General features: G+C 68.6%; 16 protein-coding genes, 2 rRNA genes and 1 pseudogene (1 of these 19 running past the window's edge). 13 read left to right on the top strand and 6 right to left on the bottom strand.

All coding sequences use genetic code 11. The annotated features are described in order from the left end of the window. Positions 1-19: 19 nt before the first annotated feature. The gene (locus DPR14_RS07630; protein WP_158044613.1) at positions 20-1,042 is read right to left on the bottom strand and encodes an NAD(P)/FAD-dependent oxidoreductase; all 1,023 of its coding nucleotides are present in this window, start codon (positions 1,040-1,042) and stop codon (positions 20-22) included. Between the two features lie 136 nt (positions 1,043-1,178). Here DPR14_RS07630 and tsaE point away from each other — a divergent pair, with 136 nt between their 5' ends. The 13 genes from tsaE to DPR14_RS07565 all read left to right on the top strand — a co-directional run bounded on the left by tsaE (position 1,179) and on the right by DPR14_RS07565 (position 19,312). After that, on the top strand, positions 1,179-1,661 hold the full coding sequence (gene tsaE / locus DPR14_RS07625) for a tRNA (adenosine(37)-N6)-threonylcarbamoyltransferase complex ATPase subunit type 1 TsaE (protein WP_158044612.1): 483 nt from the start codon (positions 1,179-1,181) through the stop codon (positions 1,659-1,661). Continuing rightward, complete coding sequence (locus DPR14_RS07620; RefSeq protein WP_246148981.1) at positions 1,658-2,692, top strand: aminoglycoside phosphotransferase family protein; 1,035 nt, start codon at positions 1,658-1,660, stop codon at positions 2,690-2,692. Before tsaE ends, DPR14_RS07620 begins: the two co-directional genes overlap by 4 nt. Continuing rightward, on the top strand, positions 2,692-3,420 hold the full coding sequence (locus tag DPR14_RS07615) for a nucleotidyltransferase family protein (protein ID WP_158044610.1): 729 nt from the start codon (positions 2,692-2,694) through the stop codon (positions 3,418-3,420). The genes DPR14_RS07620 and DPR14_RS07615 overlap by 1 nt, the downstream gene beginning before the upstream one ends. A 283-nt stretch (positions 3,421-3,703) precedes the next feature. Beyond that, positions 3,704-6,694: a double-strand break repair protein AddB gene (gene addB / locus DPR14_RS07610; RefSeq protein WP_158044609.1), complete on the top strand. Its 2,991-nt coding sequence runs from the start codon at positions 3,704-3,706 to the stop codon at positions 6,692-6,694. Positions 6,695-6,875: 181 nt separating this feature from the next. Continuing rightward, positions 6,876-10,346 carry a double-strand break repair helicase AddA gene (addA, locus tag DPR14_RS07605; protein WP_158044608.1) on the top strand — a complete coding sequence of 1,157 codons (3,471 nt, stop codon included), beginning with the start codon at positions 6,876-6,878 and terminating at the stop codon, positions 10,344-10,346. An 813-nt stretch (positions 10,347-11,159) separates the two neighbouring features. Then, the gene (locus DPR14_RS07600; RefSeq protein WP_158044607.1) at positions 11,160-11,774 is read left to right on the top strand and encodes a terminase small subunit; all 615 of its coding nucleotides are present in this window, start codon (positions 11,160-11,162) and stop codon (positions 11,772-11,774) included. Between the two features lie 242 nt (positions 11,775-12,016). Continuing rightward, positions 12,017-12,337 (top strand): thioredoxin TrxA, encoded by a 321-nt coding sequence (gene trxA / locus DPR14_RS07595; RefSeq protein ID WP_158044606.1) that lies wholly within the window; start codon positions 12,017-12,019, stop codon positions 12,335-12,337. Between the two features lie 327 nt (positions 12,338-12,664). Beyond that, entirely contained in the window at positions 12,665-14,122 is a 1,458-nt protein-coding gene (locus DPR14_RS07590; RefSeq protein WP_158044605.1) for a circularly permuted type 2 ATP-grasp protein, read from the top strand. Next, positions 14,115-15,089 carry an alpha-E domain-containing protein gene (locus DPR14_RS07585; RefSeq protein WP_158044604.1) on the top strand — a complete coding sequence of 325 codons (975 nt, stop codon included), beginning with the start codon at positions 14,115-14,117 and terminating at the stop codon, positions 15,087-15,089. Before DPR14_RS07590 ends, DPR14_RS07585 begins: the two co-directional genes overlap by 8 nt. Before the next feature lie 10 nt (positions 15,090-15,099). After that, entirely contained in the window at positions 15,100-15,864 is a 765-nt protein-coding gene (locus DPR14_RS07580) for an arginyltransferase (RefSeq protein ID WP_158044603.1), read from the top strand. 87 nt (positions 15,865-15,951) lie between these two features. After that, positions 15,952-17,295: an efflux RND transporter periplasmic adaptor subunit gene (locus tag DPR14_RS07575; RefSeq protein WP_158044602.1), complete on the top strand. Its 1,344-nt coding sequence runs from the start codon at positions 15,952-15,954 to the stop codon at positions 17,293-17,295. Beyond that, positions 17,292-17,975 (top strand): ABC transporter ATP-binding protein, encoded by a 684-nt coding sequence (locus DPR14_RS07570; protein WP_281352697.1) that lies wholly within the window; start codon positions 17,292-17,294, stop codon positions 17,973-17,975. Before DPR14_RS07575 ends, DPR14_RS07570 begins: the two co-directional genes overlap by 4 nt. Next, positions 17,972-19,312, top strand: a complete 1,341-nt coding sequence (locus DPR14_RS07565; protein WP_158044601.1) for an ABC transporter permease — start codon at positions 17,972-17,974, stop codon at positions 19,310-19,312. The genes DPR14_RS07570 and DPR14_RS07565 overlap by 4 nt, the downstream gene beginning before the upstream one ends. Positions 19,313-19,320: 8 nt before the next feature. On the opposite strand, the pseudogene DPR14_RS07560 reads toward DPR14_RS07565, so the two are convergent. From DPR14_RS07560 to DPR14_RS07540, 5 genes and pseudogenes are all read right to left on the bottom strand, one after another. After that, positions 19,321-20,386: pseudogene (locus DPR14_RS07560) on the bottom strand (IS630 family transposase). Between the two features lie 138 nt (positions 20,387-20,524). Further along, a complete protein-coding gene (locus DPR14_RS07555) occupies positions 20,525-21,877 on the bottom strand; it encodes a TRAP transporter large permease (RefSeq protein ID WP_158048033.1) in 1,353 nt (450 codons plus the stop codon). Between the two features lie 52 nt (positions 21,878-21,929). After that, positions 21,930-22,469 carry a TRAP transporter small permease subunit gene (locus DPR14_RS07550; RefSeq protein WP_246148978.1) on the bottom strand — a complete coding sequence of 180 codons (540 nt, stop codon included), beginning with the start codon at positions 22,467-22,469 and terminating at the stop codon, positions 21,930-21,932. A 176-nt stretch (positions 22,470-22,645) separates the two neighbouring features. Then, positions 22,646-22,760, bottom strand: a 5S ribosomal RNA gene (gene rrf / locus DPR14_RS07545). Positions 22,761-22,889: 129 nt separating this feature from the next. After that, a 23S ribosomal RNA gene (locus DPR14_RS07540) occupies positions 22,890-23,535 on the bottom strand (it continues 2,104 nt past the right edge of the window).

The following is a 23,535-nucleotide window of genomic DNA, read 5'->3' as shown; positions in this document are numbered from 1 at the left end:
GGTTTCGTCCCCTCGCCCATCAGCCCGCCCCGGGCACCCCCTTGGTGGTCGAATACTCGAAGTGCAGCACTTCGCCCGGATGGACCAGCGGGAAGGCCGAATGGGCCGCCGACGCGGCTTCCGCGAACCCGGTCAGGATCAGCTTCAGCTTGCCCGGATACGTCGCGATGTCGCCGATCGCGAAGATGCCCGGCGCGCTGGTGGCGCAGGTCGCCTGATCGATCCGGATATGGTGCTTGTCCAGGTCCAACCCCCACTCGGCGATCGGCCCCAGGTTCATGGCGAGGCCGAAGAACGGCAGCAGCACGTCGGCGTCCAGCACCTTCTCCTCGCCGTCCAGCGTCGCGACCCGCACGCCGGTCAGCTGGCCCTCATTCCCCTCTAGGCCGGAGAGCTGGTAGGGGACCACCATCTCGATCCGGCCTTCGCGGGTCAGCTGATCCATCCGGGCGACGCTTTCCGGGGCGGCGCGGAACTTGGGCCGGCGATGCACCACCATGATCTTTTCCGCGACCTCGGCCAGGCTGATCGCCCAGTCCACGGCGGAGTCGCCGCCGCCCGCGATCACCACCCGCTTGCCGGCATAGTCCATGCGACGCCGCACCAGGTAATGGATCGACTTGCCCTCGAACTGTTCCAGCCCGTCCAGCGGCGGCCGGTTCGGGCCGAAGGCGCCGACGCCCGCCGCGACGATCACGGCGCGGGCGTTGATCCGCGTGCCGGTCGAGGTCTCCACCAGCCACCTTCCGCCCTCCGCCGGCGTCAGTCCGGTGACCTGCTGGCCCAGGTGGAAGACCGGGTCGAAGGACGCGCATTGTTCGCTCAGCCGGTCGATCAGGTCGGCGGCGTCAATGGAAGGGTAACCAGGAATGTCGTATATGGGCTTCTCCGGGTACAGTGCGGCGCACTGCCCGCCGACCATGTCGAGGGCGTCGATCACGTGGCATTTCATGCGAAGCATGCCGCATTCGAAGATGGCGAACAGACCAACGGGACCGGCACCAATGATGGCGACATCGGTATGCTGCTCGGGGCTCGACATGGGGACTCCGGAAAAGCTAGGAAGAGTTTTGCACTGCCAGCCCCTCATTAGCGGATTTCCCGGTACGATCAAACCCCCGCCTTCCGGAACCCCGGCTTCTGGACAGGCACGGGGCGAAGGAAGCAAGCTCACGGCCATGACCGCACCGCGCCAGCAAACCCTCGTCATCGACCTCAAGGACGAAGCCGCCACCGCGGACCTCGCGCGCCGTGTCGGATCCCTGCTCCGCGCCGGCGACATGGTGGCGCTGCGCGGCGACCTGGGCGCCGGCAAGACCGCCTTCGCGCGCGCGCTGATCCAGGCCCTGGGAGACCCGGACGACGAGGTGCCGAGCCCGACCTTCACCCTGGTCCAGACCTACGACACGCCCGCGGCTCCGGTCTGGCACTTCGACCTCTACCGGCTGAGCGGTCCCGACGAGGTGATCGAGCTGGGCTGGGACGAGGTCCGGGCCGACGGCATCGCCCTGGTCGAGTGGCCTGACCGCCTGGGTTCCCTCCTGCCGCCGGAGCGGCTGGACATCGCCCTGTCCTTCGGCCCGGAAGCGACCGCGCGCCGCGCCACCCTGACCGGCCACGGCGGATGGGCCGGCCGCCTGGGGAGCCTGGAGCAGCCGTGACCACGCGCGACGATACCATCGCCGGCTTCCTGGCCGACCACGGCTGGGGCGATGCCGGCCGCACGCCCCTGGCGGGCGATGCCTCGGCCCGCCGTTATGTCCGTCTCCACCGCGGGACGGAGAGCATCCTGCTGATGGACTCGCCCAACCCGGCGGAGGACGTGATCCCCTTCGTCGCGATCGCCCGCCTTCTGCGCGGCCTCGGCCTCTCGGCGCCCGGGATCGTCGCCGAACGGCCCGGCGCCGGCCTGCTGCTGATCGAGGACTTCGGCGACTCGACCTTCACCCGCCTGATGGACCGGGGCGCCGATCCCGCGGACCTTTACCGCCTGGCGGTGGACGCCCTGATCGCCCTGCATCGGCGCTTCGACCCCGCCCGGGCGCTCTCCCCGGCCCTGCCCCGCTACGACGCCGCCCTGTTCATCGAGCAAGTGATGCTGCTGGCCGATGTCTATGTCCCGGCTGCCCTCGGCCGCGACGCCACGGCGGAGGAACGCGCCGATCTGGAGCGGGCCTGGTGGTCGGTGGTTCCCGAGGCGGTCGGCCTCGGCACGTCGCTGATGCACCGCGACTACCATGTGGACAACCTGATGCGGCTCGACGGCCGTCCGGGCGCATCCGCCTGCGGGCTGCTGGACTTCCAGAACGCCGGCCTCGGGCCGATCGGCTACGACCTCGTGTCGCTGCTGGAGGACGCCCGGCGCGACGTTCCGGCCGACCTGGCGGCCGCCATGCTCGACCATTACCTGGACGCCTTCCCCGACCTCGACCGGGCCGCCTTCCGGCGCTCCTGCGCCGTGCTGGGCGCCGTCCGGCACACCCGGATCGTGGCGGTCTTCGCGCGGCTGCATCTCCGCGACGGCCGTCCCGAATACCTGCGCCACCTGCCCCGCGTCTGGCGCCTGCTGGAAGCCAAGCTGCAGCATCCAGCCTTGGCACATGTGCGCGACTGGTTCGACCGCACCCTGCCGGACCGTGCCCGCGCCACTCTTTTCAACCTGCCCACCGACATTTCGAAAGCACACGGATAATGACGACCCTGACCCACGCCATGGTGCTGGCCGCCGGGCTCGGCCTGCGCATGCGGCCGCTGACGCTGGAACGGCCCAAGCCGCTGATCTCCGTGGCGGGGAAGCCACTGCTCGACCACGCGCTCAACCGCATCGCCGCCGCCGGCATCGGCACGGCGGTCGTGAACACCCACTACAAGGGAGAGATGATCGCGGACCACCTCGCGAATCGCGCCTCCCCCCGCATCGTCCTGTCGCCCGAGGCGGACCTGCTGGAGACCGGCGGCGGCATCCGGCAGGCGCTGCCGCTGCTCGGCGCCGCCCCGTTCCTGTCGGTCAACGCCGATATCCTGTGGCTCGACGGCCCGACCCCCGCGATCGACCGCCTGACCAGGGCCTGGAATCCCGGGATCATGGATGCCCTGCTGCTGCTACACCCCGCCGTGGCCGCCGTCGGCTATGACGGCAAGGGCGACTTCCACATGGACCCGCTGGGCCGCCTGACCCGCCGCCGCAGCGGCGAGATCGCGCCCTTCGTCTTCGCCGGCGTCCAGATCCTCAAGCCGGAGCTGTTCGCCGACGTGCCCTCGGGCGCCTTCTCGACCAACCTGGTCTGGGACAGGCTGCTCGAAAGCGAACGGCTCTACGGGATGCGCCACGACGGCCTGTGGTTCCACGTCGGGACCCCGGAAAGCATCGCCGAGGTGGACGAGCGCCTGGAAGTCCGGCCGGCCCACAGTGAATCCTGAAGGCACCATATCTAGGAAAAATTTGCGTTCCGCTCCCCACCTATAGTAGGGTTTCCCGGCTAGTGGCTCGGCACAGTGGTTTTGATTGGTTTATCGTAGGTCGGCCTCGGCCGAAGGCCGACGCCGACAGCGTGGCCGGAGCCTTGACGCAGGGTGTCGGCGTTCGCCCTGACGGGCGAAGGCCGACCTACGGCACTCCGCTCCGCCGAACGTCATCAAAATCACTGTGCAGGACCACTAGGCGATCCATCCGACGCACCAGGAACCCACAGGCCCCGGACCCATGGCGCAAGTCTTCACCATCCCCTCGGGCGTGCCGTTCGTCGATGCCCTGGCGACCGGCATCCTCGCCCGCGTGGAGTCAGGCGGCGGTCCGCTGGCCCTCGCCGGCTATACCGTGCTGCTGCCGACCCGGCGCGCCTGCCGGACCCTGCGCGAAGCCTTCCTCCGCCTCTCCGGCGGCGCCCCCCAGCTCCTGCCGCGCATGAGCCCGCTCGGCGACATCGACGCCGACGAGCTGAGCCTCGCGATCGAGGAGATCCCCGGCCTCGCCGGCGCGCTCGACCTGCCGCCCGCCCTCACCAGCCTGCGCCGCCAGTTGCTGCTGGCCCGCGCCATCCTCGCCAAGGACGGCAAGACCATCACCGCCGACCAGGCGGCCCGGCTCGCCGCCGACCTCGCGCGGCTGCTCGACCAGGTGCAGACCGAGGGCGTGCCGTTCGACCGCCTCGAAGGGCTGGTGCCGGAGGAGTACGCCCAGCACTGGCAGGTCACGCTGGAATTCCTGAAGATCCTGACCCATGTCTGGCCGACCATCCTGGAGCTGGAAGGCGCCATCGACGCCGCCGAGCGGCGCAACCTCGTCCTCAAGGCCCAGGCCGAGGCATGGCGGGCCAACCCGCCGGCCGGCCCGGTGATCGCCGCCGGCTCGACCGGCACCATCCCCGCGACCGCCGAGCTTCTGGCCGTCGTGGCGACCATGCCGAACGGCTGCGTGGTCCTCCCCGGCCTCGACACCGACATGGACGGGACGAGCTGGGAGGCGGCGGCCTCCGACGACGGCCACCCCCAGCACGGCATCGCCAGCCTGCTCCGCAGGCTCGACCTGCCGCGCGACCGCGTCGAGCCCTGGGACTGCCCGCTGACCGCCGTCAACCCGGCGCGCACCCGCCTGCTCAGCGAGACGATGCGGCCCGCCGCGACGACGGAAGCCTGGCGGGCGCTCGACGGCATCGACGAGGGCGCCCTGGAGGGCATCACCCGGATCGATTGCCCGACCTCCCAGGAGGAAGCCGCCGTCATCGCCCTGATGATGCGCCAGACGCTGGAGGTCCCGGATCGCACCGCCGCCCTGGTGACTCCCGACCGCAACCTCGCCCGCCGGGTCGCCACCGCGCTGGAGCGCTGGAACATCGCGGTGGACGATTCCGGCGGCCGGCCGCTGGCCGACACCGCCGTCGGCACCTACCTGCGCCTGACCGCCGCCTGCGCCGTGGAGCGGGCCGACCCGCTGCCGCTGCTGGCCGTGCTCAAGCACCCGCTGGCGGGCGGCGGCCTCAACCCGCTGTGGTTCCGCACCCAGGCCCGCGACCTGGAACGCGCCGTCCTGCGCGGTCCCCGACCGGCGCCCGGGTTCCGCGGACTTCTCGCCGCCCTGGACGAGGCCGAGAACAACCGCTTCGACCGCGGCGGCGACACAAGGCACGAGTTGGTCCAGTATGTCGAGCACCTGCACGCCATGGCCGCCCCCTTCTTCGACGCCATGGAAGCGCCCGACCCGCAGCCCCCGGCCGAGTGGCTGACCCTTCACGTGGCTTTCGCCGAGCGCTTGGCCGCCAGCGACGACCTGTCCGGCCCCGAGCGGCTGTGGCGGCACGAGGACGGCGAGGCGGCCGCCGGCTTCGTCAACGAACTGCGCCAGGCGGCCGGGGACTTCCCGTCGATCGCGGCCTCCCAGTACCCGGCCTTCCTGGAAGCCCTGATGGCGGCCCACGTGGTCCGCCCGCGCTACGGCCGGCACCCGCGCCTCAGCATCCTGGGACTGCTCGAAGCCCGGTTGCAGCATGCCGACGTGATGATCCTCGGCGGCCTCAACGAGGGCACCTGGCCGCCCGACGCCGCCTCCGACCCGTGGCTGTCGCGGCCGATGCGCAAGGCGTTCGGCCTGCCCGTGCCCGAGCGCCAGGTCGGCGTCGCCGCCCATGATTTCGTGCAGGCGTCCGGCGGCGCCCGCGTCGTCCTGTCCCGCGCCGAACGGGTGGACGGCACGCCGACCGTGCCGTCGCGCTGGCTGCTGCGGCTCGACACCGTGCTGCGCGGCCTCGACCTGCACGGCATCGTCGACATGGAGACGGAGCAGTGGCTGTCCTGGGTCGACCAGCTCGACCGGCCCGACTCCATCCGCCCGGTCCCGGCGCCCGAGCCGCGCCCGCCGCTCTCCGCCCGCCCGCGCAGCCTGTCGGTCACCGAGATCGAGACCTGGATGCGCGATCCCTACGCGATCTACGCCCGCCGCATCCTGAAGCTGGAGGCGCTGGAGCCGATCGCCGCCGATCCGGGTGCCGCGGAGCGCGGCCAGTTCATCCACCAGGCGCTGGATGCCTTCACCAAGGCCTATCCCGACGCCCTGCCCGGCGCCGCCGTGGAGAAGCTGACCGAGATCGGCCGCGACGCCTTCGGCAAGCTGCTGAGCCAGCCGGAGGTCTGGGCCTTCTGGTGGCCGCGGTTCGAGCGGGTCGCCGCCTGGTTCGTCCAGTTCGAGACGGAACGCCGCCGCACGGTCCGCCCCCTGGCGACGGAGATCAAGGGCAAGCTGGAGCTGGAAGGCCCGGCCGGACCCTTCACCTTGCGCGCCAAGGCCGACCGCATCGACAAGCTGCCCGACGGCGGCCTCGCGATCATCGACTACAAGACCGGCACGCCCCCTTCCAACCTGGAGGTCGCCCTGGGCTTCGCGCCGCAGTTGCCGCTGGAAGCCGTCATGGCGGCTGCGGGCGGGTTCGAGACGGTGGACGCCGCCCCGGTCGGCGACCTCTCGTTCTGGAAGCTGTCCGGCGGCGACCCGGCCGGGGCCGAGATCCCCGTCAAGGGCGACCTCGCCTTGCTGGCCGGGCAGGCCCGCGCCGGCCTGATCGACCTGATCCGCACCTTCGACGATCCGGCGACCCCGTACCGGTCGCGTCCCCGGCCGGACTGGGCGCCCCGCTACACCGACTACGGCCATCTGGCCCGCGTCCAGGAATGGTCCGCCGGCGGCGGCGAACCCGTGGAGTGACACCGATGGCAACCGACTCAGACCGTAACCACGAGTTTTGCCGTAACCACGAATTTTGCAGGTCGGCTAGAGCGCAGCGGCAGCAGACATCGACGCGCCGGCTTCGTCGGGTGCCGCTGCGCTCGACCCGACCTACGGTCACGGTTCCCGACCCGGAAGCCCCCGGCATGAGCACCAGCCCATGAACGTCGTCGAGCTCCCCTCCCGCCCGATGGACCCCAACGTCAAGCAGCGCCGGGCGTCCGATCCGGAATGCTCGGTCTGGGTCGGCGCCTCCGCCGGCACCGGCAAGACCAAGGTGCTGACCGACCGCGTGCTGCGGCTGATGCTGGCCGGCACCCAGCCGGCCCGCATCCTGTGCCTGACCTTCACCAAGGCCGCCGCCGCGGAAATGTCGATCCGCATCAACAACACGCTGGCCCAGTGGGCGACCTTGCCCGACGCACGGCTGGAGGACCGGCTGGCCGACCTGACCGGCGCCCGGCCCGACGCCGACATGCGCACCCGCGCCCGCCGGCTGTTCGCCCAGGTGGTGGACTGCCCCGGCGGCATGAAGATCCAGACGATCCACGCCTTCTGCCAGTCGCTGCTGCGACGCTTCCCCCTGGAAGCCGACCTGGCGCCCCAGTTCGACGTGATGGACGAGCGCACCGCCGACGAGATGCTGGCCGCCGCGCGCGACACCGTCCTGGCCCGCTCCCGCTTCGAGCCGGACAGCGCGTTGGGCAAGGCGCTGGCCCGCCTGACGAACGAGATCCAGCAGGACGATTTCGGCGACATCCTGAAGTCCATCGCGATGGAGCGCGGACGCATCCGCCGCATCATCGACCGCCACGGCGGGCTGGACGCCACCATCGCCGAGGTCTTCGCCTACCTGAAGGCCCCGCCCGGCGCCGACGAGGCGGCGATCCTGCAACGGGCCTGCCGCGACGACATCTTCGACGTGCCGAGCCTGCGCGACGCCTGCCGCGCCCTCTCCGGCGGCAGCGGCACGGACCAGGAGCGCGGCATCGCGGTCCAGGCCTGGCTGGACGCCGCGGAGGATCGCGTCGAGCGCTTCCGCGATTACGTCAAGCATTTCCTCACGACCGAGGGCGCGCCGCGCAAGACGCTGCTGACCAAGAAGCCTGCGACCGCGAACCCCGCGGCACTGACCGCCCTGCTGGCGGAAGCGGAGCGGCTGTGCGAGGTGCTGGACCGGGTCAGGTCTGCGGGAGTCGCCAACTCCACCGCCGCCCTGCTGGTGCTGGCCGAAGCCCTGATCGAGACCTACGCCCGGCTCAAGGCGGACCGCTCGCGGCTCGACTATGACGACCTGATCCTGGCGGCCCAGCACCTGCTGACCAGGCCCGGCGTGGCGCCGTGGGTTCTGTTCAAGCTGGACGGCGGCCTCGACCACATCCTGATCGACGAGGCGCAGGACACCAACCCGGAGCAGTGGCAGGTGGTCGCCGCCCTGGCGGAGGAGTTCTTCGTGAACGCCGCGGGATCCGACCGCGCGCGGACCCTGTTCGCCGTGGGCGACGAGAAGCAGTCGATCTACAGCTTCCAGCGCGCCGACCCGGCCGAGTTCACCCGCATGCGCTCCCATTTCCAGGACCGGGTCCGAATCGCCGAGGGCCGCTGGGAGAAGATCGACCTGGAAATCTCGTTCCGCTCGACGGCCGCCGTGCTGGACGCCGTGGACGCCGTTTTCGCGCTCCAGACCGCCCGCGACGGCGTGGCCTTCGAGACGGCGACCACGATCCGCCACGTCGCCTTCCGGCGAGGCCATGCCGGCCTGGTCGAGCTGTGGCCGCCCGTGGCTCCGCGCGAGCAGGAGGCTCCCGCCCCGTGGGAACCGCCGCTGACCCGCCAGCGCACCGACAGCCCGCCCGCCCGGCTGGCCGCCGTGATCGCCGATACCATCCGCGACTGGCTGGCCCGGGGCGAGGACCTGCCGGCGCGTGGCCGGGCGATCCGGCCGGGCGACATGATGGTTCTGGTCCGCCGCCGCACCGGCTTCGTCGAGGAGCTGGTGCGCGCCTTGAAGGAACGCGACGTGCCGGTCGCCGGCGTGGACCGCATGGTGCTGACCCATCAGCTCAGCATCATGGACCTGATGGCGCTCGCCAACTTCCTGCTGCTGCCGGAAGACGACCTGACTCTCGCCACGGTCCTGAAAAGCCCCCTGATCGGCCTGACGGAGGAGCAGCTTTTCGACATCGCCCACGGCCGGCGCGGCCACCTGTGGGAGGCTCTGCGCAAGCGCGCGGAGTCCGACCTGCTGTTCCGCCCGGCCCGCGACTATCTGCGCGCCCTTCAGAACGAGACCGACTTCATCCGGCCGTTCGAGCTGTTCGCCCGCGTGCTCAGCGCGCCCTGCCCGGCCGACCCGGTCAGCGGCCGGCGCGCCATCCTCAAGCGCCTGGGACCCGACGCGCAGGACCCGCTGGACGAGTTCCTTTCCGCCTGCCTGGCGTTCGAGCGCAGCCACCCGCCCTCGCTACAGGCGTTCCTGCACTGGCTGGACGCCAGCGAGGCGGAGATCAAGCGCGAGCTCGAACAGGGCGGCGACCGCGTCCGCATCATGACGGTCCACGGCTCCAAGGGCTTGCAGGCACCCATCGTCTTCCTGCCCGACAGCATGGGCGTGCCGAACCAGAGCCCCCGCATCCTGTGGCCGGAGAGCGCCGAGGGCGTGCCCCTGTTCGCCCCCCGCCGGGCGCTGGAGGACGGCATGTGCGCCAAGGCCCGCGCGGTCGCCGACCAGAAGCGCGACCAGGAATACCGCCGCCTGCTCTATGTCGCCCTGACCCGGGCCGAGGACCGGCTGTATATCTGCGGCTGGCAGGGCAAGCGCGACCCGGCCGACGCCTGCTGGTACCGGCTGGCCGAACAGGCGCTCCGCGAGATCGGCGAGCCCTGCGTTTTTGACTTCACAGCGATTTCCCCGCAGGACGGCTGGTCCGGCGAGGGCTGGCGGCTGCGTGGCCCCCAGACCGTTCCGGCCAGGGACGATTACAGGGACGACGACCTCGCCCTCGACGCGACCCCCCTGCCGAAATGGGCGCGCGACGGCGCCCCGGAGGAGCCGACGCCGTCCCGCCCGCTGACCCCCTCCCGGCCGGAGGAGGCGGAACCCGCCGTCCGCTCGCCCCTGGGCAGCGACGACGGCGCCCGCTTCCTGCGCGGCACCCTGATCCACCGCCTGCTCCAGACCCTGCCCGACCTCGACCCCGCCCTGCGCGAAGCCGCCTGCCGCCGCTTCCTCGCCCGCCCGGCCCACAACCTGACGGCCGAGGGACAGGAGATGATCACGGCGGAAACCCTGGCCGTCCTGTCCGACCCGACCTTCGCCCCCCTGTTCGGCCCCGGCAGCCGGGCCGAGGTGCCGGTGGTCGGCCTGGTCTCCAGCCGCGCCCTGTCCGGCCAGATCGACCGGCTTCTGGTGACGGACAAGGAAGTCTGGATCGTCGACTACAAGACCAACCGCCCGCCCCCGCTGGTGGAATCCCAGGTCTCGCCGGTCTATCTGCGCCAGATGGCGGCCTACCGCGCGGCGATCAGCGCGATCTATCCCGACCGCCCCGTCCGCTGCGTCCTGCTCTGGACCGACGGCCCGCGGCTGATGGAACTGTCGGAAGCCCTGCTGGACGCCCACGCGCCCTGAGTCCCGGCGCGCCTCCCGACGACCTGCCGAACCGCCGCGGAGCGGCGATGATGCGGCCCGTCAATCGTAGGTTAGGCCGTGGCCCAACGGCATCGTCCCGGCTGTCCCGGCCGGAACACGCGAAAGCTCACCGGCCGGGCGACTGCCAAACGGCCACGCCCCGACCCTCCGGCGAACGTGATCGCACACGAAACTAACGACAACTTCAATCATGCCTGCGCTTGCCCCATGCAACCAAGCGGCACCTTGGACGCAATCCCGGTTAGCACGGCAATACGAAGGCCAAACCCTCGCCTGTCCAGCACCATGACCGATAGGCCGCCATGTAGGTCGGGTAGAGCGAAGCGGCACCCGACCTACATTCTTCTTGATGGATACTGCGGGCGGTATGCCTGGATCCCGAGAACCGGAAGAGCTGAAGCGGCGGCACAAGGCCCGTCTCGATGCCTGCGAGGAGCGTCGGTCCCTTCAGAAGGACTGGCTCGACCGCAGCGACCACGGCTTCGGCCGGAACCGCGCCAGGCACGGCATCCACAGGTTCTCGGCCATCACGGCAGCGACGAAGCCTGGAGTTGCCAAGCGGGCGATTGACCTACTGAGCTGCGGAGGGGCGGTGTCCCGCCGCCTGTGGTGCGCGGGACGCGCACCTTCCACCATGCCTTGCATGTATCGCGAACTCGAGTTAAAGTTCATGTATTGTTCCCATCCGGCCAAGGCGCCCCAGCCATGCTCGACCAGCAGTCCCCGGCACAAGCCGCATCCGCCCCGCCCGTGATCGTCCTGCCTCCCCGCTAGGAAGCCTTCTGCCAGGCCATGGCCTGCGGCGTCGGCGGGGCCGAGGCGGCGCGACGGGCGGGCTACTCGCCCAACGGGGCGAAGCAGCGCGGAGCCGTCCTGATGAGCCAGCCGGAAATCCGGGTCCGCGTGGGCCAGCTCAGCGCCGACCGGTGGGCTGGCCATCAGGCCGACCTGGACGAGGCGGCATCCCTGGTCAAGACGATCATGTACGAGGCGCTGGAGCGAAAGAGCCTGGGGCTGACGCTGCGCGCGGTCGAACTGTGGACGAAACTCCGCGGCGTGGTGCAGGACAAGCGCATCCCGCACCATTATCTCGGCGACAGGCCCCAACCCGATGCCGACCTGGAGTCCCTGGACTGCACCCCGGAGGAGGAAGCCGATTGCGCCATGGCCGGACAGCAGCCCGCGCCGGAGCCGGGCAAGGCGTCCAAGCCGTCGAACGCCGATAGGCCCGGCAAACCCGCCGTGCCGTTTCGCCCCGTACCCGCCGCCAAGCCGGCGCCCAAGCGGAATAGTGACCTTTCGGCCCGTTCGATAGTGACCTCGCCCACCACGGCCGCGCTGTTCGGCTCCACCTCCCTGTCGGCCCCGGTGCCGCCCTTCCGGGTGCCGGCCACCGCCTCGCGCTGACCTCGCGCCGGCGGAGGAAACCAGCCGCCGGGCGGACTCCCACCCAAGACGAAATCCCGTTCGGGAAATTTTCACAGTGACAAGCGTCACGCCGACAGGGCATTCCACACATGCGGAAATGCGGAACACCCCGCAGCTTGACCCGGGGCATGAGCCACCCCTACATTTCAACGAAGACGAGGGTGCCGCCACCATCCCTGCCGGATGCATGGCCGCCGCACCATTGACGAAGATGAGGTAACATGAGCACCACCAAGATTACCGACGCCAGCTTCGAGTCTGACGTCCTCAAGGCGCCCGGCCCGGTTCTGGTCGATTTCTGGGCTGAATGGTGCGGACCCTGCAAGATGATCGCTCCCGCCCTGGAGGATCTGGCGACTGAATATGGCGAGAAGATCACCGTCGCCAAGCTGAACATCGACGAGAACCCCAAGACCCCCGGCCAGTTCGGCGTGCGCGGCATTCCGACGCTGATGCTGTTCAAGGACGGCAAGGTCGCCGCCACCAAGATCGGCGCGCTGCCGAAGGGTGCCCTGTACCAGTGGGTCGACTCGGTCCTGTAAGCCGGACCGGACCTTCCTTCGGCATCCCTCGCCGGTATCCCCCGCCGGCATCCCCCCGCCGGCATCAATGACCGGCGGGGGGATGCCGGGGTCCCTCGATTCGCTCCTCTTTCGCGACGACCCCTTGCGCGACGGCGCGCTTTGTTCCCCCACTTGACGATTGATCGGCCCAGCATTCCGCAAGGCTGGTTGCGGCACTTTTGCTGCACCGCAGAATCCGTTTAGAAACTCTGGTCAACACTAAGAAAATCGGGTCATAATTGGGGAACAACAGCTCGGCCGCGGGCCTTTCACCCGTTGCGTGCGTCCAAGCCCCGAGGAACAAGCGTGAACCCATCCGGTACCGTCCCCACGGACTTACTCGCGAACTACGACCCAGGTGGATTCTTCGATGAGCTGTTTGGCGGACCGGGAAATCCGGCCGAACATACGTCGGCGATCCGGGGGCGTCTCTCCACTTTCGATTTCGCGGACCTCCAGCGACGGGCAAAGGATGCCGAGCGGGAGCTATACAACCTCGGCATCACCTTCCTGGTCTATTCCGATCAGGACGCCGTGGACCGGATCCTGCCGTTCGACGTGATCCCGCGCGTGATCTCGGCCCGCGAATGGGCCGCGGTGGAAGCCGGCGTCATCCAGCGCGTCACCGCGCTCAACCTGTTCCTCCACGACATCTACCATGACCAGAAGATCCTGAAGGACGGGATCATTCCGGCCGACCTGGTCACCGGCAACCAGAATTTCCGGCCTCAGATGATCGGCATCGACGTGCCCTTCGACACCTATGTCCACATCATGGGCGTCGATCTGGTGCGCGACGGCCAGGGCATCTTCCGCGTGCTGGAGGACAATGCCCGCGTGCCGTCCGGCGTGTCCTACGTGGTCGAGAACCGGCACATGATGATGCGCGCGTTCCCGGACCTGGTCAGCGACATCGGCATCCGGCCGGTGGACAATTACGGCGTCAAGCTGCTGGAAGCCATGAGCGAGGTGGCGCCGGCCGACATCCAGGACCCGCAGGTCGTGCTGCTGTCGCCGGGCTCGTACAACTCGGCCTATTTCGAGCACATCTTCCTGGCGCGCGAAATGGGCGTGCCGCTGGTCGAAGGCCGCGACCTCGTGGTCCGCGACGACCGTGTCTACATGAAGACGACCAACGGCCTGGCGCGGGTGGACACCATCTACCGCCGGGTGGACGACGCCTTCCTCGACCCCCTGGCCTTCCGACGCGACAGCCACCTGGGCGTGCCCGGCATCATGGAGGCCTACCGCAAGGGCAACGTGACGCTGGCCAACGCGATCGGCACCGGCGTGGCCGACGACAAGGCGGTCTATTGCTACGTCCCGCGCATGATCAAGTACTACCTGGACCAGGACGCGATCATCCCCAACGTCGAGACGAATATCTGCCGCGAGCCGGACGGGCTGGCGCTGACCCTGGACAAGCTGTCCGAGCTGGTGGTCAAGCCGGTCGGCGAGGCCGGCGGCTACGGCATCACGATCGGGCCGCGCGCCACCAAGGCGGAGTTGGAGGATTGCCGGGCCAAGCTGTTGGCGGACCCCTCCAACTATATCAGCCAGCCGATGATCCCCTTGTCGGTCTGCCCCACCCTGGTGGAGGAAGGCATCGAGCCGCGGCACGTCGACCTCCGGCCGTTCGCCATCACCGGGCGCAGCACCTGGGTGCTTCCCGGCGGCCTCTCTCGCGTCGCCCTGCGCAAGGGCACGCTGATCGTCAACTCCTCGCAGGGGGGCGGGTCGAAAGACACGTGGGTCCTTGAGTAGTCTGCTTGCCCGCTACGCGGAGTGCATTTTCTGGATGGCGCGCTACATGGAGCGCGCCGAGAATCTCGCCCGCATCCTCGACGTCCACGAAACCTTCTCGCGCGATACCCGCGGCGCCAAGAACTGGATGTCGATCGTCCAGCTCAACGCCGACGAGAAGCGCTTCCTGACCCGGTACCAGTCCGCGACGGCCCAGAACGTCGTCAATTTCTACGTGCTCGACACGCAGAACCCGACTTCGATCGTGTCCGCGGTGCGGTCCGCGCGGGAGAACGCCCGCACACTGCGGCCGCTGATCAGCACGGAGATGTGGACGCAGATCAATGTGTTCTACAACCGGCTCCTGGCGCTCGGCCCGTCCGACATAGCGCCGCACAACCTGACCCGGCTGTGCAGCATGGTGAAGGAGGCGTGCCAGGCCCACACCGGGATCACGGAGGGCACGTTCTACCGGGACCAGGGCTGGTACTTCTACCAGCTCGGCAAGTACCTGGAGCGCGCCGACCAGACGACCCGCCTGCTCGACATCAAGTACCACACTCTGCTGCCGTTCGCCGACGACGTCGGCTCCGCCCTGGACGTCAGCCAGTGGAACGCGGTGCTCCGCTCGGCGGCGGGTTACCACGCCTTCCGCCGGGTCTATCCGCGCGGCATGACTCCGGCGGCCGTGGCCGGCTTCATGCTCTACAACGAGAGCTTCCCCCGGTCGGTCACCACTTGCGTCCGTCAGATCGACGGATTGCTGGTCAGGCTGAAATCACGATATATGTTGAAGGGGGGCAGCGTGGCGATGGAGAGGATCGACGAGATCCAGGCCGCGCTGCATTCCCGATCGGTCGAGGATGTGATCAAGACCGGCCTGCACGAGTATCTGGACTGGTTGCAATTGCATCTTAACGCCGTGACGTCGGAAATCAGCAAAGCCTACTTCGGCGCGGTTCCGGCCGAGGCGATGGCGGAGCAATAGGGCAGGAGCGATGTCCGTCATTCCGCCGCCTCCGCGGCCGCTGCAGCAGTTCTTCCGTTCAGGCCCGATGCCGTGCCCCTATCTGCCCGGCCGGGTCGAACGGAAGCTGTTCACCCGTCTCAGCACCCCCTACGCGTCGGAAGTCAACTCGACCCTGTCCCGCGCCGGATTCCGGCGCAGCCACGACATCGTCTACCGGCCGGTCTGCCCGGGTTGTTCGGCCTGCGTGCCGGTTCGCATCCCGGTCGCGGACTTCCAGCCCAGCCGCAGCATGCGCAGGATCCTGAAGGCCAACGCCGACCTGACCCTGGCCGAGGTTCCGGCCATCGCGACGCACGAGCAGTTCAGGCTTTTCCATGCCTACCAGTCGTCCCGCCACGGCGACAGCGACATGGCGCGGATGAGCCTTGGGGATTACAGCGCGATGGTGGACGAGGGGCGCGCCGAGACCTGCCTGTTCGAAATCCGCGACCGGCGCGACCGGCTGGTCGGCGCGATCCTGACCGACCGGCTGCGCGACGGCCTGTCGGCGGTCTACAGCTTCTACGACGACGACCAGGAGAAGCGCAGCCTCGGGACCTTCATGATCCTGTCTCTGGTCGCCCAGTCGCTGTCCGAGGGAATCCCGTACGTCTATCTCGGCTACTGGATCCGAAACAGCCGCAAGATGGCGTACAAGGCACGCTTTCAACCTCTGGAGGCGCTGGGACCCGAAGGCTGGTTCCGCCTGGGCCTGGAAGATATCACCTACGCCCCGACCGGCGCGACACCTTGACCGGAACGCCGCTCCAGCTTGACTCCGCCATGCCGACGCCATGTTGTTTCGGGATAATGCGCTCCTGATCAGGCGGAGGAAGAGAGCTTGGGACGTGTCGTCGCCTTGTGGATAGCCGTCGGTGCCGCCGTCTTGGCGGGAGGCGTCGGCGGCTATGCCGCCCTCGACGAGGATCGTCACGACATTCCCGACGTTGAGCTGGCGACGGTGGATCGCGGGACCATCGTCAGGACCATCTCCGCGACCGGCACCCTGAATGCCGTGGGGTTGGTCCAGGTCGGGTCCGCCGTGTCGGGCCGCATCCAGTCGCTCGCGGCGGACTTCAACTCGATCGTCTCCAGGGACCAGACGGTCGCCCAGATCGATCCGGAGGGGTTCGCCGCAGAGGTCGCGGAAGCGACGGCCGAACGGGACGTCGCGGCCTCCGGCATCGCGGCGGCGACCGCCAAGCTGGCCCGCGCGAGGGCCGAGGCGGAGAACGCGCGGGCGACCGAGCAGGTCCTGAAAGCCAGGGCGCTGAGCGCGCGGTCGGTCGCCGACCAGGCCGGGCGGGACCGGCAGCGCGCCTTCGCCTCGGGCCGCGCCGATTTCGTCGCGACGGCCGAGCGGGAGCGGGCCGCCAGCGCGCTCGATCAGGCCCGGGCGGCGCTCGCCGCGGCCGAGGCGGAGGAACTGGCCCAGGCGACCGTGATCCAGGGGGCCGAAGCCTCGGTCGGCGAGGCCGAAGCGGAGGTCCTGGTCGCCAGGGCGACGCTCCGGCAGCGGGAGGCGGCGCTGGCCCAGGCCCAGGTTGACTTGGACCGGACGACGATCCGCTCTCCGATCGACGGCGTGGTGATCGAACGGAACGTGGATGTCGGTCAGACCGTCGCCGCCAGCCTGGAGGCGCCGGTGCTCTACACCATCGCGCGCGACCTGCGGCGGCTCCAGGTCGAGACCTTCGTGGACGAGACCGACATCGGCGCGGTCCAGCCCGGCCAGTCCGTCAGCTTCACGGTCTCCGCCTTTCCCGGCCGGCAGTTCGGCGGCACCGTGTCGCAGGTCCGGAAGGCGCCGCAGGTGATCCAGAACGTGGTGACCTACGTGGTGATCATCACCGCGGCCAACGACGCCCTCCAGCTCTATCCCGGCATGACCGCCACCGTCGACATCAGGGTGACCGAGCAGCAGGACGCGCTCCGGGTACCCTCGGCGGCGCTCCGGTTCCGGCCCGCCCCGGCGGGACCCCCGCCCCGTCCGGCCGCGGGAGGGCCGCGCGCGCCGAGGCCTGCCGACCGGGGGGAGGTCTATGTGCTCGACAAGTCCGGCACCTTCACCGCCGTGCCGGTTTCCACCGGGATCGCCGATCTGGGCTTCACCCAGATCACCGGCGGCAACCTCAGCGAGGGCCAGCAGGTCGTGGTTGGCCGCCGCGCCGGGGCGGGGACGTGAGCCCGCTCCTGGAAACCGTCGACCTGACCAAGCGCTACAGCATGGCCGGCCAGACCGTCCACGCGCTCCGCGGCGTCAGCCTGGCGATCGGAGCCGGCGAGTATGTCGCGGTGATGGGACCGTCCGGGTCCGGCAAGTCGACCTTCATGAACATCCTGGGCTGCCTGGACACTCCCAGCGGCGGCCATTACCGGCTCGACGGGGACGAGGTCGGCAGCCTGTCCGAGGCCCGGCGCGCCCGCATCCGCAACGGCAAGTTGGGCTTCGTCTTCCAGAGCTTCCATTTGCTGCCGACCCATACCGCGCTGGAGAATGTCGAGTTGCCGCTGACCTATGCAGCCGTCGGCAAGCGGGAGCGCCGGGAACGCGCCCTCCGCCATCTCGCCGCCGTGGGGCTCGCCGATCGCGCCCACCATCGGCCGGCCGAGCTGTCCGGCGGGCAGCAGCAGCGCGTCGCCATCGCCCGGTCGCTGGTCAACGACCCGCGCATCCTCCTGGCCGACGAGCCGACCGGAGCGCTGGACCAGGCGACGGGGGAGGAGATCCTGGCGCTGTTCCGGTCGCTCAACGACGAAGGACGCACCATCGTGCTGATCACCCACGACCGCGGGGTGGCGGACCATGCGACGCGGCGCATCGCGTTCCGCGACGGGCAGGTCACCGAGGACAGCGCTTCATGAACATGATGGCGCTGCGGACAGCGATCCGCGCCCTCTGGCTGCACCGGCTGCGCAGCATCCTGACCATGACCGGCATCGCCGTCGGCATCGCCGCGGTGATCCTGATGGTGGCGATCGGCACTGCCACCCAGGAAAAGGTGATCGCCCAGATCCAGAACCTGGGAGCCAACCTGATCATGGTGGTGCCCGGGCAGCGGATCGGGCCGGGCGGCGTCCGGCTGAGCGGCGACTCCAACGTGCTGCTGACGGAGGACGACGGCGTCGCGATCCGCGCCGAGATCCCGTCGGTACGGGAAGTCGGCGCCATGTGGTGGGGCAGCGGCCAGTCGATCAACGGCAACAGGAACTCCTGGTCGCGCATGCACGGCATCTCGGCCGCCTACCTGGATGTCCGCTCCTGGCCGGTGATTTCCGGGCGACCCCTCACGGAGGAGGACAACACCACGGTCGCCAAGGTGGCGCTGCTCGGCCAGACCGTGGCGGCGCGGCTGTTCGATCCGGGGGAGAACCCGGTCGGCCAAGTGATCCGCCTGCGCAACGTGCCGTTCCAGGTGATCGGCGTGCTCGGCCTCAAGGGCCAGTCGGCCCAGGGCTGGGACCAGGACGACGTCGTCTATGTTCCCCTGACGACGGCGCGGATGCGGCTGAACAACAAGCCGGCGCCCAAGGTGCAGGCGGTGAGCGCCATCACGGGCAAGAAGCGGTTCGACGGCACCGGGACCAGCGGCTTCCAGAAGGTCGAGCGGTTGAAGGCCAACCCGTCGGTGGTGTTCGCCGGAGCGGTCAACTCGCTGATGGTCCAGACCCGCGACACCGCGAGCCTGAAGGCGACGACCGCGGAAGTGCGCGAACTGCTGCGGCAACGGCACGACCTCATGCCCGACGAGCCCGACGATTTCGACATCCGGAACCTGTCGGAAGTGGCGGAGGCCCGCGCCGCCTCCGCCCGGATGCTGACCGTGCTGCTGATCGGCATCGCGGCGCTGTCGCTTCTGATCGCCGGCATCGGCATCATGAACATCATGCTGGTGTCCGTCACCGAGCGCACCGCGGAGATCGGCCTGCGGCTGGCGGTCGGCGCCGGCCGGCGCGATATCCTGTCCCAGTTCCTGATCGAGGCCGCGGCGCTGGCGCTGGTCAGCGGGTTGCTGGGCGTGCTGCTGGGCTTCGGCGGGATCCTGGCGGTCGATGCCCTGACCGAGATCGGGCCGGCGGTCGATCCGCTGACCGCGCTCGGCGCCTTCCTGGGCGCCGGCGCGATCGGCGTGATCTTCGGCCTCTATCCGGCGTGGCAGGCCTCGAAGCTGGACCCGATCGTGGCCCTGCGCCGGGTCTGATACCAAGTTCAGGAAATTTTGACCGGAGCCGCCCAGGCATAGCCGCATGTGGATCGGATCCGTCCTGGCTGGTTAAGGAGAGCATTCCAGGTTGTGCAGCAGACCTCGATGATGTGGTTGAGATCGGTGAACAGGCGGTGTGAGAGCAGGGTGTCCCCATGACCTGCCACAGACGCTCGATGGCATTGAGCTCTGGGCTGTAGGGCGGCAACGGGACGAGGGTGATGTTGGTCGGCACCATGAGATCGTTTGCGCTGTGCCAGCCGGCTCCGTCGATCAGCACGGCGGCGTGCGCCGTGTCGCCGACTGCCTGGCTGATTTCGGTGAGCATGAGGTTCATCGCCTCGGTGCTGGCTCGGCTAACCACCAGGGCCACACCGGTATCCCGCTCCGGGCACACCGCGCCGAAGATGTAGGCGGACTTGAAGCGATGGTCACGCACCGCCCTCGGCCGCGTGCCAGTTGGTGCCCACAGATGGGTCAGCGAGCCTTTTTGGCCAACCCTGGCCTCGTCCTGGAACCAGACCTCCACCCGCTCGGCGTTGGGATGCTGATCCTGGATGCTCGCCACCGTCTGGGCAAAGTTTTTTTAAACGCCTCCTGGGCAGCCAGGTCGGTCCTGGGGTGGATCGGCCGGGGCTTCAGCCAGGAAAAGCCCATCCGACGCAGCACAGCGTGCATGCCGCCCTGACTGTAGTCAGCGCCGAAATGACGCCGGGACAGCTCGCGGATATGCGACAGGCGATACTCCACCACACCATCGCGCTCAATCTGCGGACCGTCGGCGATCAAGGCTGCCAACTCCGGGAGCAACTCCTCGGCCAGTAGGCAAGGCCGACCGGGTCGGGTACGGTCGCGTAGGCCTTCCACACCCGCTTCGTTGAAGCGGTGAACCCAGTCCCGCAGGGTCTGCCGATCCATTCCGCCGAGGCGAGCGGCCTGCTCACGGCTGACGCCATCGAGCACCGCCGCCAGCGCCAGGAGCCGACTGGCAACCCGACCGTCCCGCTCCAGGCGAACCTGCCGTCGCAAGTCGCCCGCCGCAATGTCTCGCCGGATCGCAACAGCCACCATCCTGTTCCTCCGTAAATCACCGCAGTGAAACCGAATCACAAACTGCCTGCTCCTGCAAGCCCCGGTAGCAACCTTTCACCAGCCCTAGCCAGCCTCTTCAAGAGTCAGAATCTTCTGAATGCGGTATGACTGACCTTCCTAGTCGAAGACGATGCCGGGGAGCCAGGTGGCGAGCTGCGGGAACCACCAGACCATTGCGAGACCGACTACCTGGAGCAGGACGAAGGGGATCACGCCGCGATAGATCTGGCTCGTGGCCACTGACGGCGGGGCGACGCTCCGCAGGTAGAACAACGAGAATCCCACCGGCGGGGTCAGGAAGCTGGTCTGGAGGTTGATTCCGACCATCACGCCGAGCCAGACCGGATCGACTCCCATCTGGAGCAGGATCGGCGCCGTCAGGGGCATGACGATGAAGATGATCTCGAAGGTGTCCAGGATGAAGCCCAGGACGAACATCAGTCCCATCACGAACAGCATCGCGCCGGTGGCCCCACCCGGCAGGGCCGTCAGGAACTCCTCCAGCAGGGCGTCTCCCCCCAGCGTCCGGAAGACCAGGGCGAACATGGACGCGCCGAACAGGATGACGAACACCATCGAGGTGATCTGCATGGTCGCCATCATGCAGTGGCACAGGATCGCGTAGCTGAACTGCCGGCGCGCCGCGGCAAGGAGCATGGCGCCGACCGCGCCGACCGACGCCGATTCCGTCGGCGTGGCGATGCCGGCCAGGATCGACCCGAGCACCGCCACGATCAATGCCAGCGCCGGGATCAGAGCCACGGCCACGTTCCTCGGCAGGTCGCGCCGGTCGTCGGAGGACATCACCATGGCGGGGGCGGAATTCGGCCGGACGACCGCGAGGAAGATGGTCCAGGCCATGTAGAGGCCGACCAGGATGAAGCCCGGGATGAAGGCTCCGACGAACAGGTTGCCGACCGAGACCGGATTGGGCGCGAAGTTGCCGAGCGCCATCTGCGCCTGGGCATTGGCCCCCTGCAGGATATCGCCCATGAAGATCAGGACGGTCGAGGGGGGAATGATCTGCCCGAGGGTGCCGGACGCGCAGATGATGCCGCAGGCCAACTTCGGGTCGTAGCCTGCCCTCAGCATCGCCGGCAGGCTGAGCAGCCCCATGGTCACGACGGTCGCGCCGACGATGCCGGTCGAGGCGGCCAGCAGGGCGCCGACCAGGATGACCGACAGTCCGAGCCCTCCGCGCAGGCTGCCGAACAGCTGCGCCATGGTGACGAGGAGTTGCTCGGCGATCCTGGACCGTTCGAGCATCACGCCCATGAAGACGAACAGCGGCACCGCGACCAACACCTCGTTGGTCATGGCGCCGACATAGCGCGACGCCAGGGTGCCGAACAGCGCCGGATTGAAGGCATCCAGCAGCCAGCCGATGCCCGCGATGATCAGCGACGTTCCGGCCAGGGTGAAGGCGACAGGGAAACCCAGCAGCAGGATGGCGATGACGCCGAAGAACATGGCGACGCTGAGGATCTCGCCGATCAGGACAGGGTCGAGGGACTCCACGGGATCACGCCCCTTCCAGGTTTTCGGCGGGCGGCAGATCCTTCGCCGGCAGCAGCGCCGCGTTACCCGTCAGGATCAGGATGCTCCGGGCCGCCATGGACAGCCCCTGCAAGCCGACCAGCACCGCGAAGCCGATCAGGCAACTCTTGACGATGAAGAGGCCGGGCATGCCGCCGACATTCTGCGAGCGCTCCTGCAACTCCCAGGAACGGATTACGTAACCCCAACCCCAGTAGACCAGGAGCGTCACGAAAGGGAGCAGGAGGAGGAAGACGCCGAGCAGGTTCAACCAGGCTTTGTAGCGTTCGGTGGCCGGCCGGTAGAGGATGTCGACCCGGACATGGTGGTCGTGAAGGAGAGCGTAGCCGGCGCCGAGGGTGAAGGCGGCCGCATGGAGCCAGACATACATGTCCTGCATCCAGATGAATCCGATATTGAAGACGTAGCGAAGCACGACCACCGAGAAGCAGATCAGCACGACGCCGAGAGTGAGCCATGACACCGCCCGCCCGACCCATTCGTTGAGCTGATTGACTACGCGCACAAAGAAAGCCAGCGCCGACAAACGCGCCCTCCCCCATCATGATGTTGAACGGTTTGGCCGTGGTGGTAGCGGAACGCAGGATGCATGACCAGACAAAAAGGGCGGGAAGCCTGAAGCTTCCCGCCCTTTGTCGTGTGGATCTTATCGTGTTGCCCGGGATTGCCTGCGTCTGGCGGACCTGGCGGCGACCTACTCTCCCACGTCTTGAGACGCAGTACCATTGGCGCGGAGGGTTTTCACGGCCGAGTTCGGGATGGGATCGGGTGCGGGCCCCTCGCTATGACCACCAGGTCGGCCAGGCGCAGGGGCGCCGGGCTGTCGAGGATGAGTTCAAGTGACCTTGGACGGAAGTGATGCAGTTTCTGTTGGACCCGCCGCTTGCGGCCTTGCCGCTGCGCATGGCGTCCGGAGTTGGCTCGAAGGATCAAGCCGTTCGAGCGATTAGTAAGGCTTAGCTTCACGCGTTGCCGCGCTTCCACACGCCTCCTATCGACGGGATGGTCTATCCCGGCTCTAAGGGGAGTGCTTGTTTCGAGGGGGGTTTCCCGCTTAGATGCTTTCAGCGGTTATCCCGTCCGCACTTAGCTACCCGGCGATGCGGCTGGCGCCACAACCGGTACACCAGAGGTGCGTCCATCCCGGTCCTCTCGTACTAGGGACAGCGCCTCTCAGCACTCCGACACCCACGGCAGATAGGGACCGAACTGTCTCACGACGTTCTAAACCCAGCTCACGTACCACTTTAATCGGCGAACAGCCGAACCCTTGGGACCTGCTCCAGCCCCAGGATGTGATGAGCCGACATCGAGGTGCCAAACCTCCCCGTCGATGTGGACTCTTGGGGGAGATCAGCCTGTTATCCCCGGCGTACCTTTTATCCGTTGAGCGATGGCCCTTCCACACGGGACCACCGGATCACTATGGCCGACTTTCGTCTCTGCTCGACTTGTCGGTCTCGCAGTCAGGCTGGCTTATGCCATTGCACTCGTCGAGCGATTTCCGACCGCTCTGAGCCAACCTTCGCGCGCCTCCGTTACTCTTTGGGAGGCGACCGCCCCAGTCAAAC

This window comes from Skermanella pratensis (genome assembly GCF_008843145.1).
GTDB classification, from domain to species: domain Bacteria; phylum Pseudomonadota; class Alphaproteobacteria; order Azospirillales; family Azospirillaceae; genus Skermanella; species Skermanella pratensis.
Note: the sequence above shows the minus strand (reverse complement) of the source record. Positions and strands in the feature narration are given on the sequence as shown.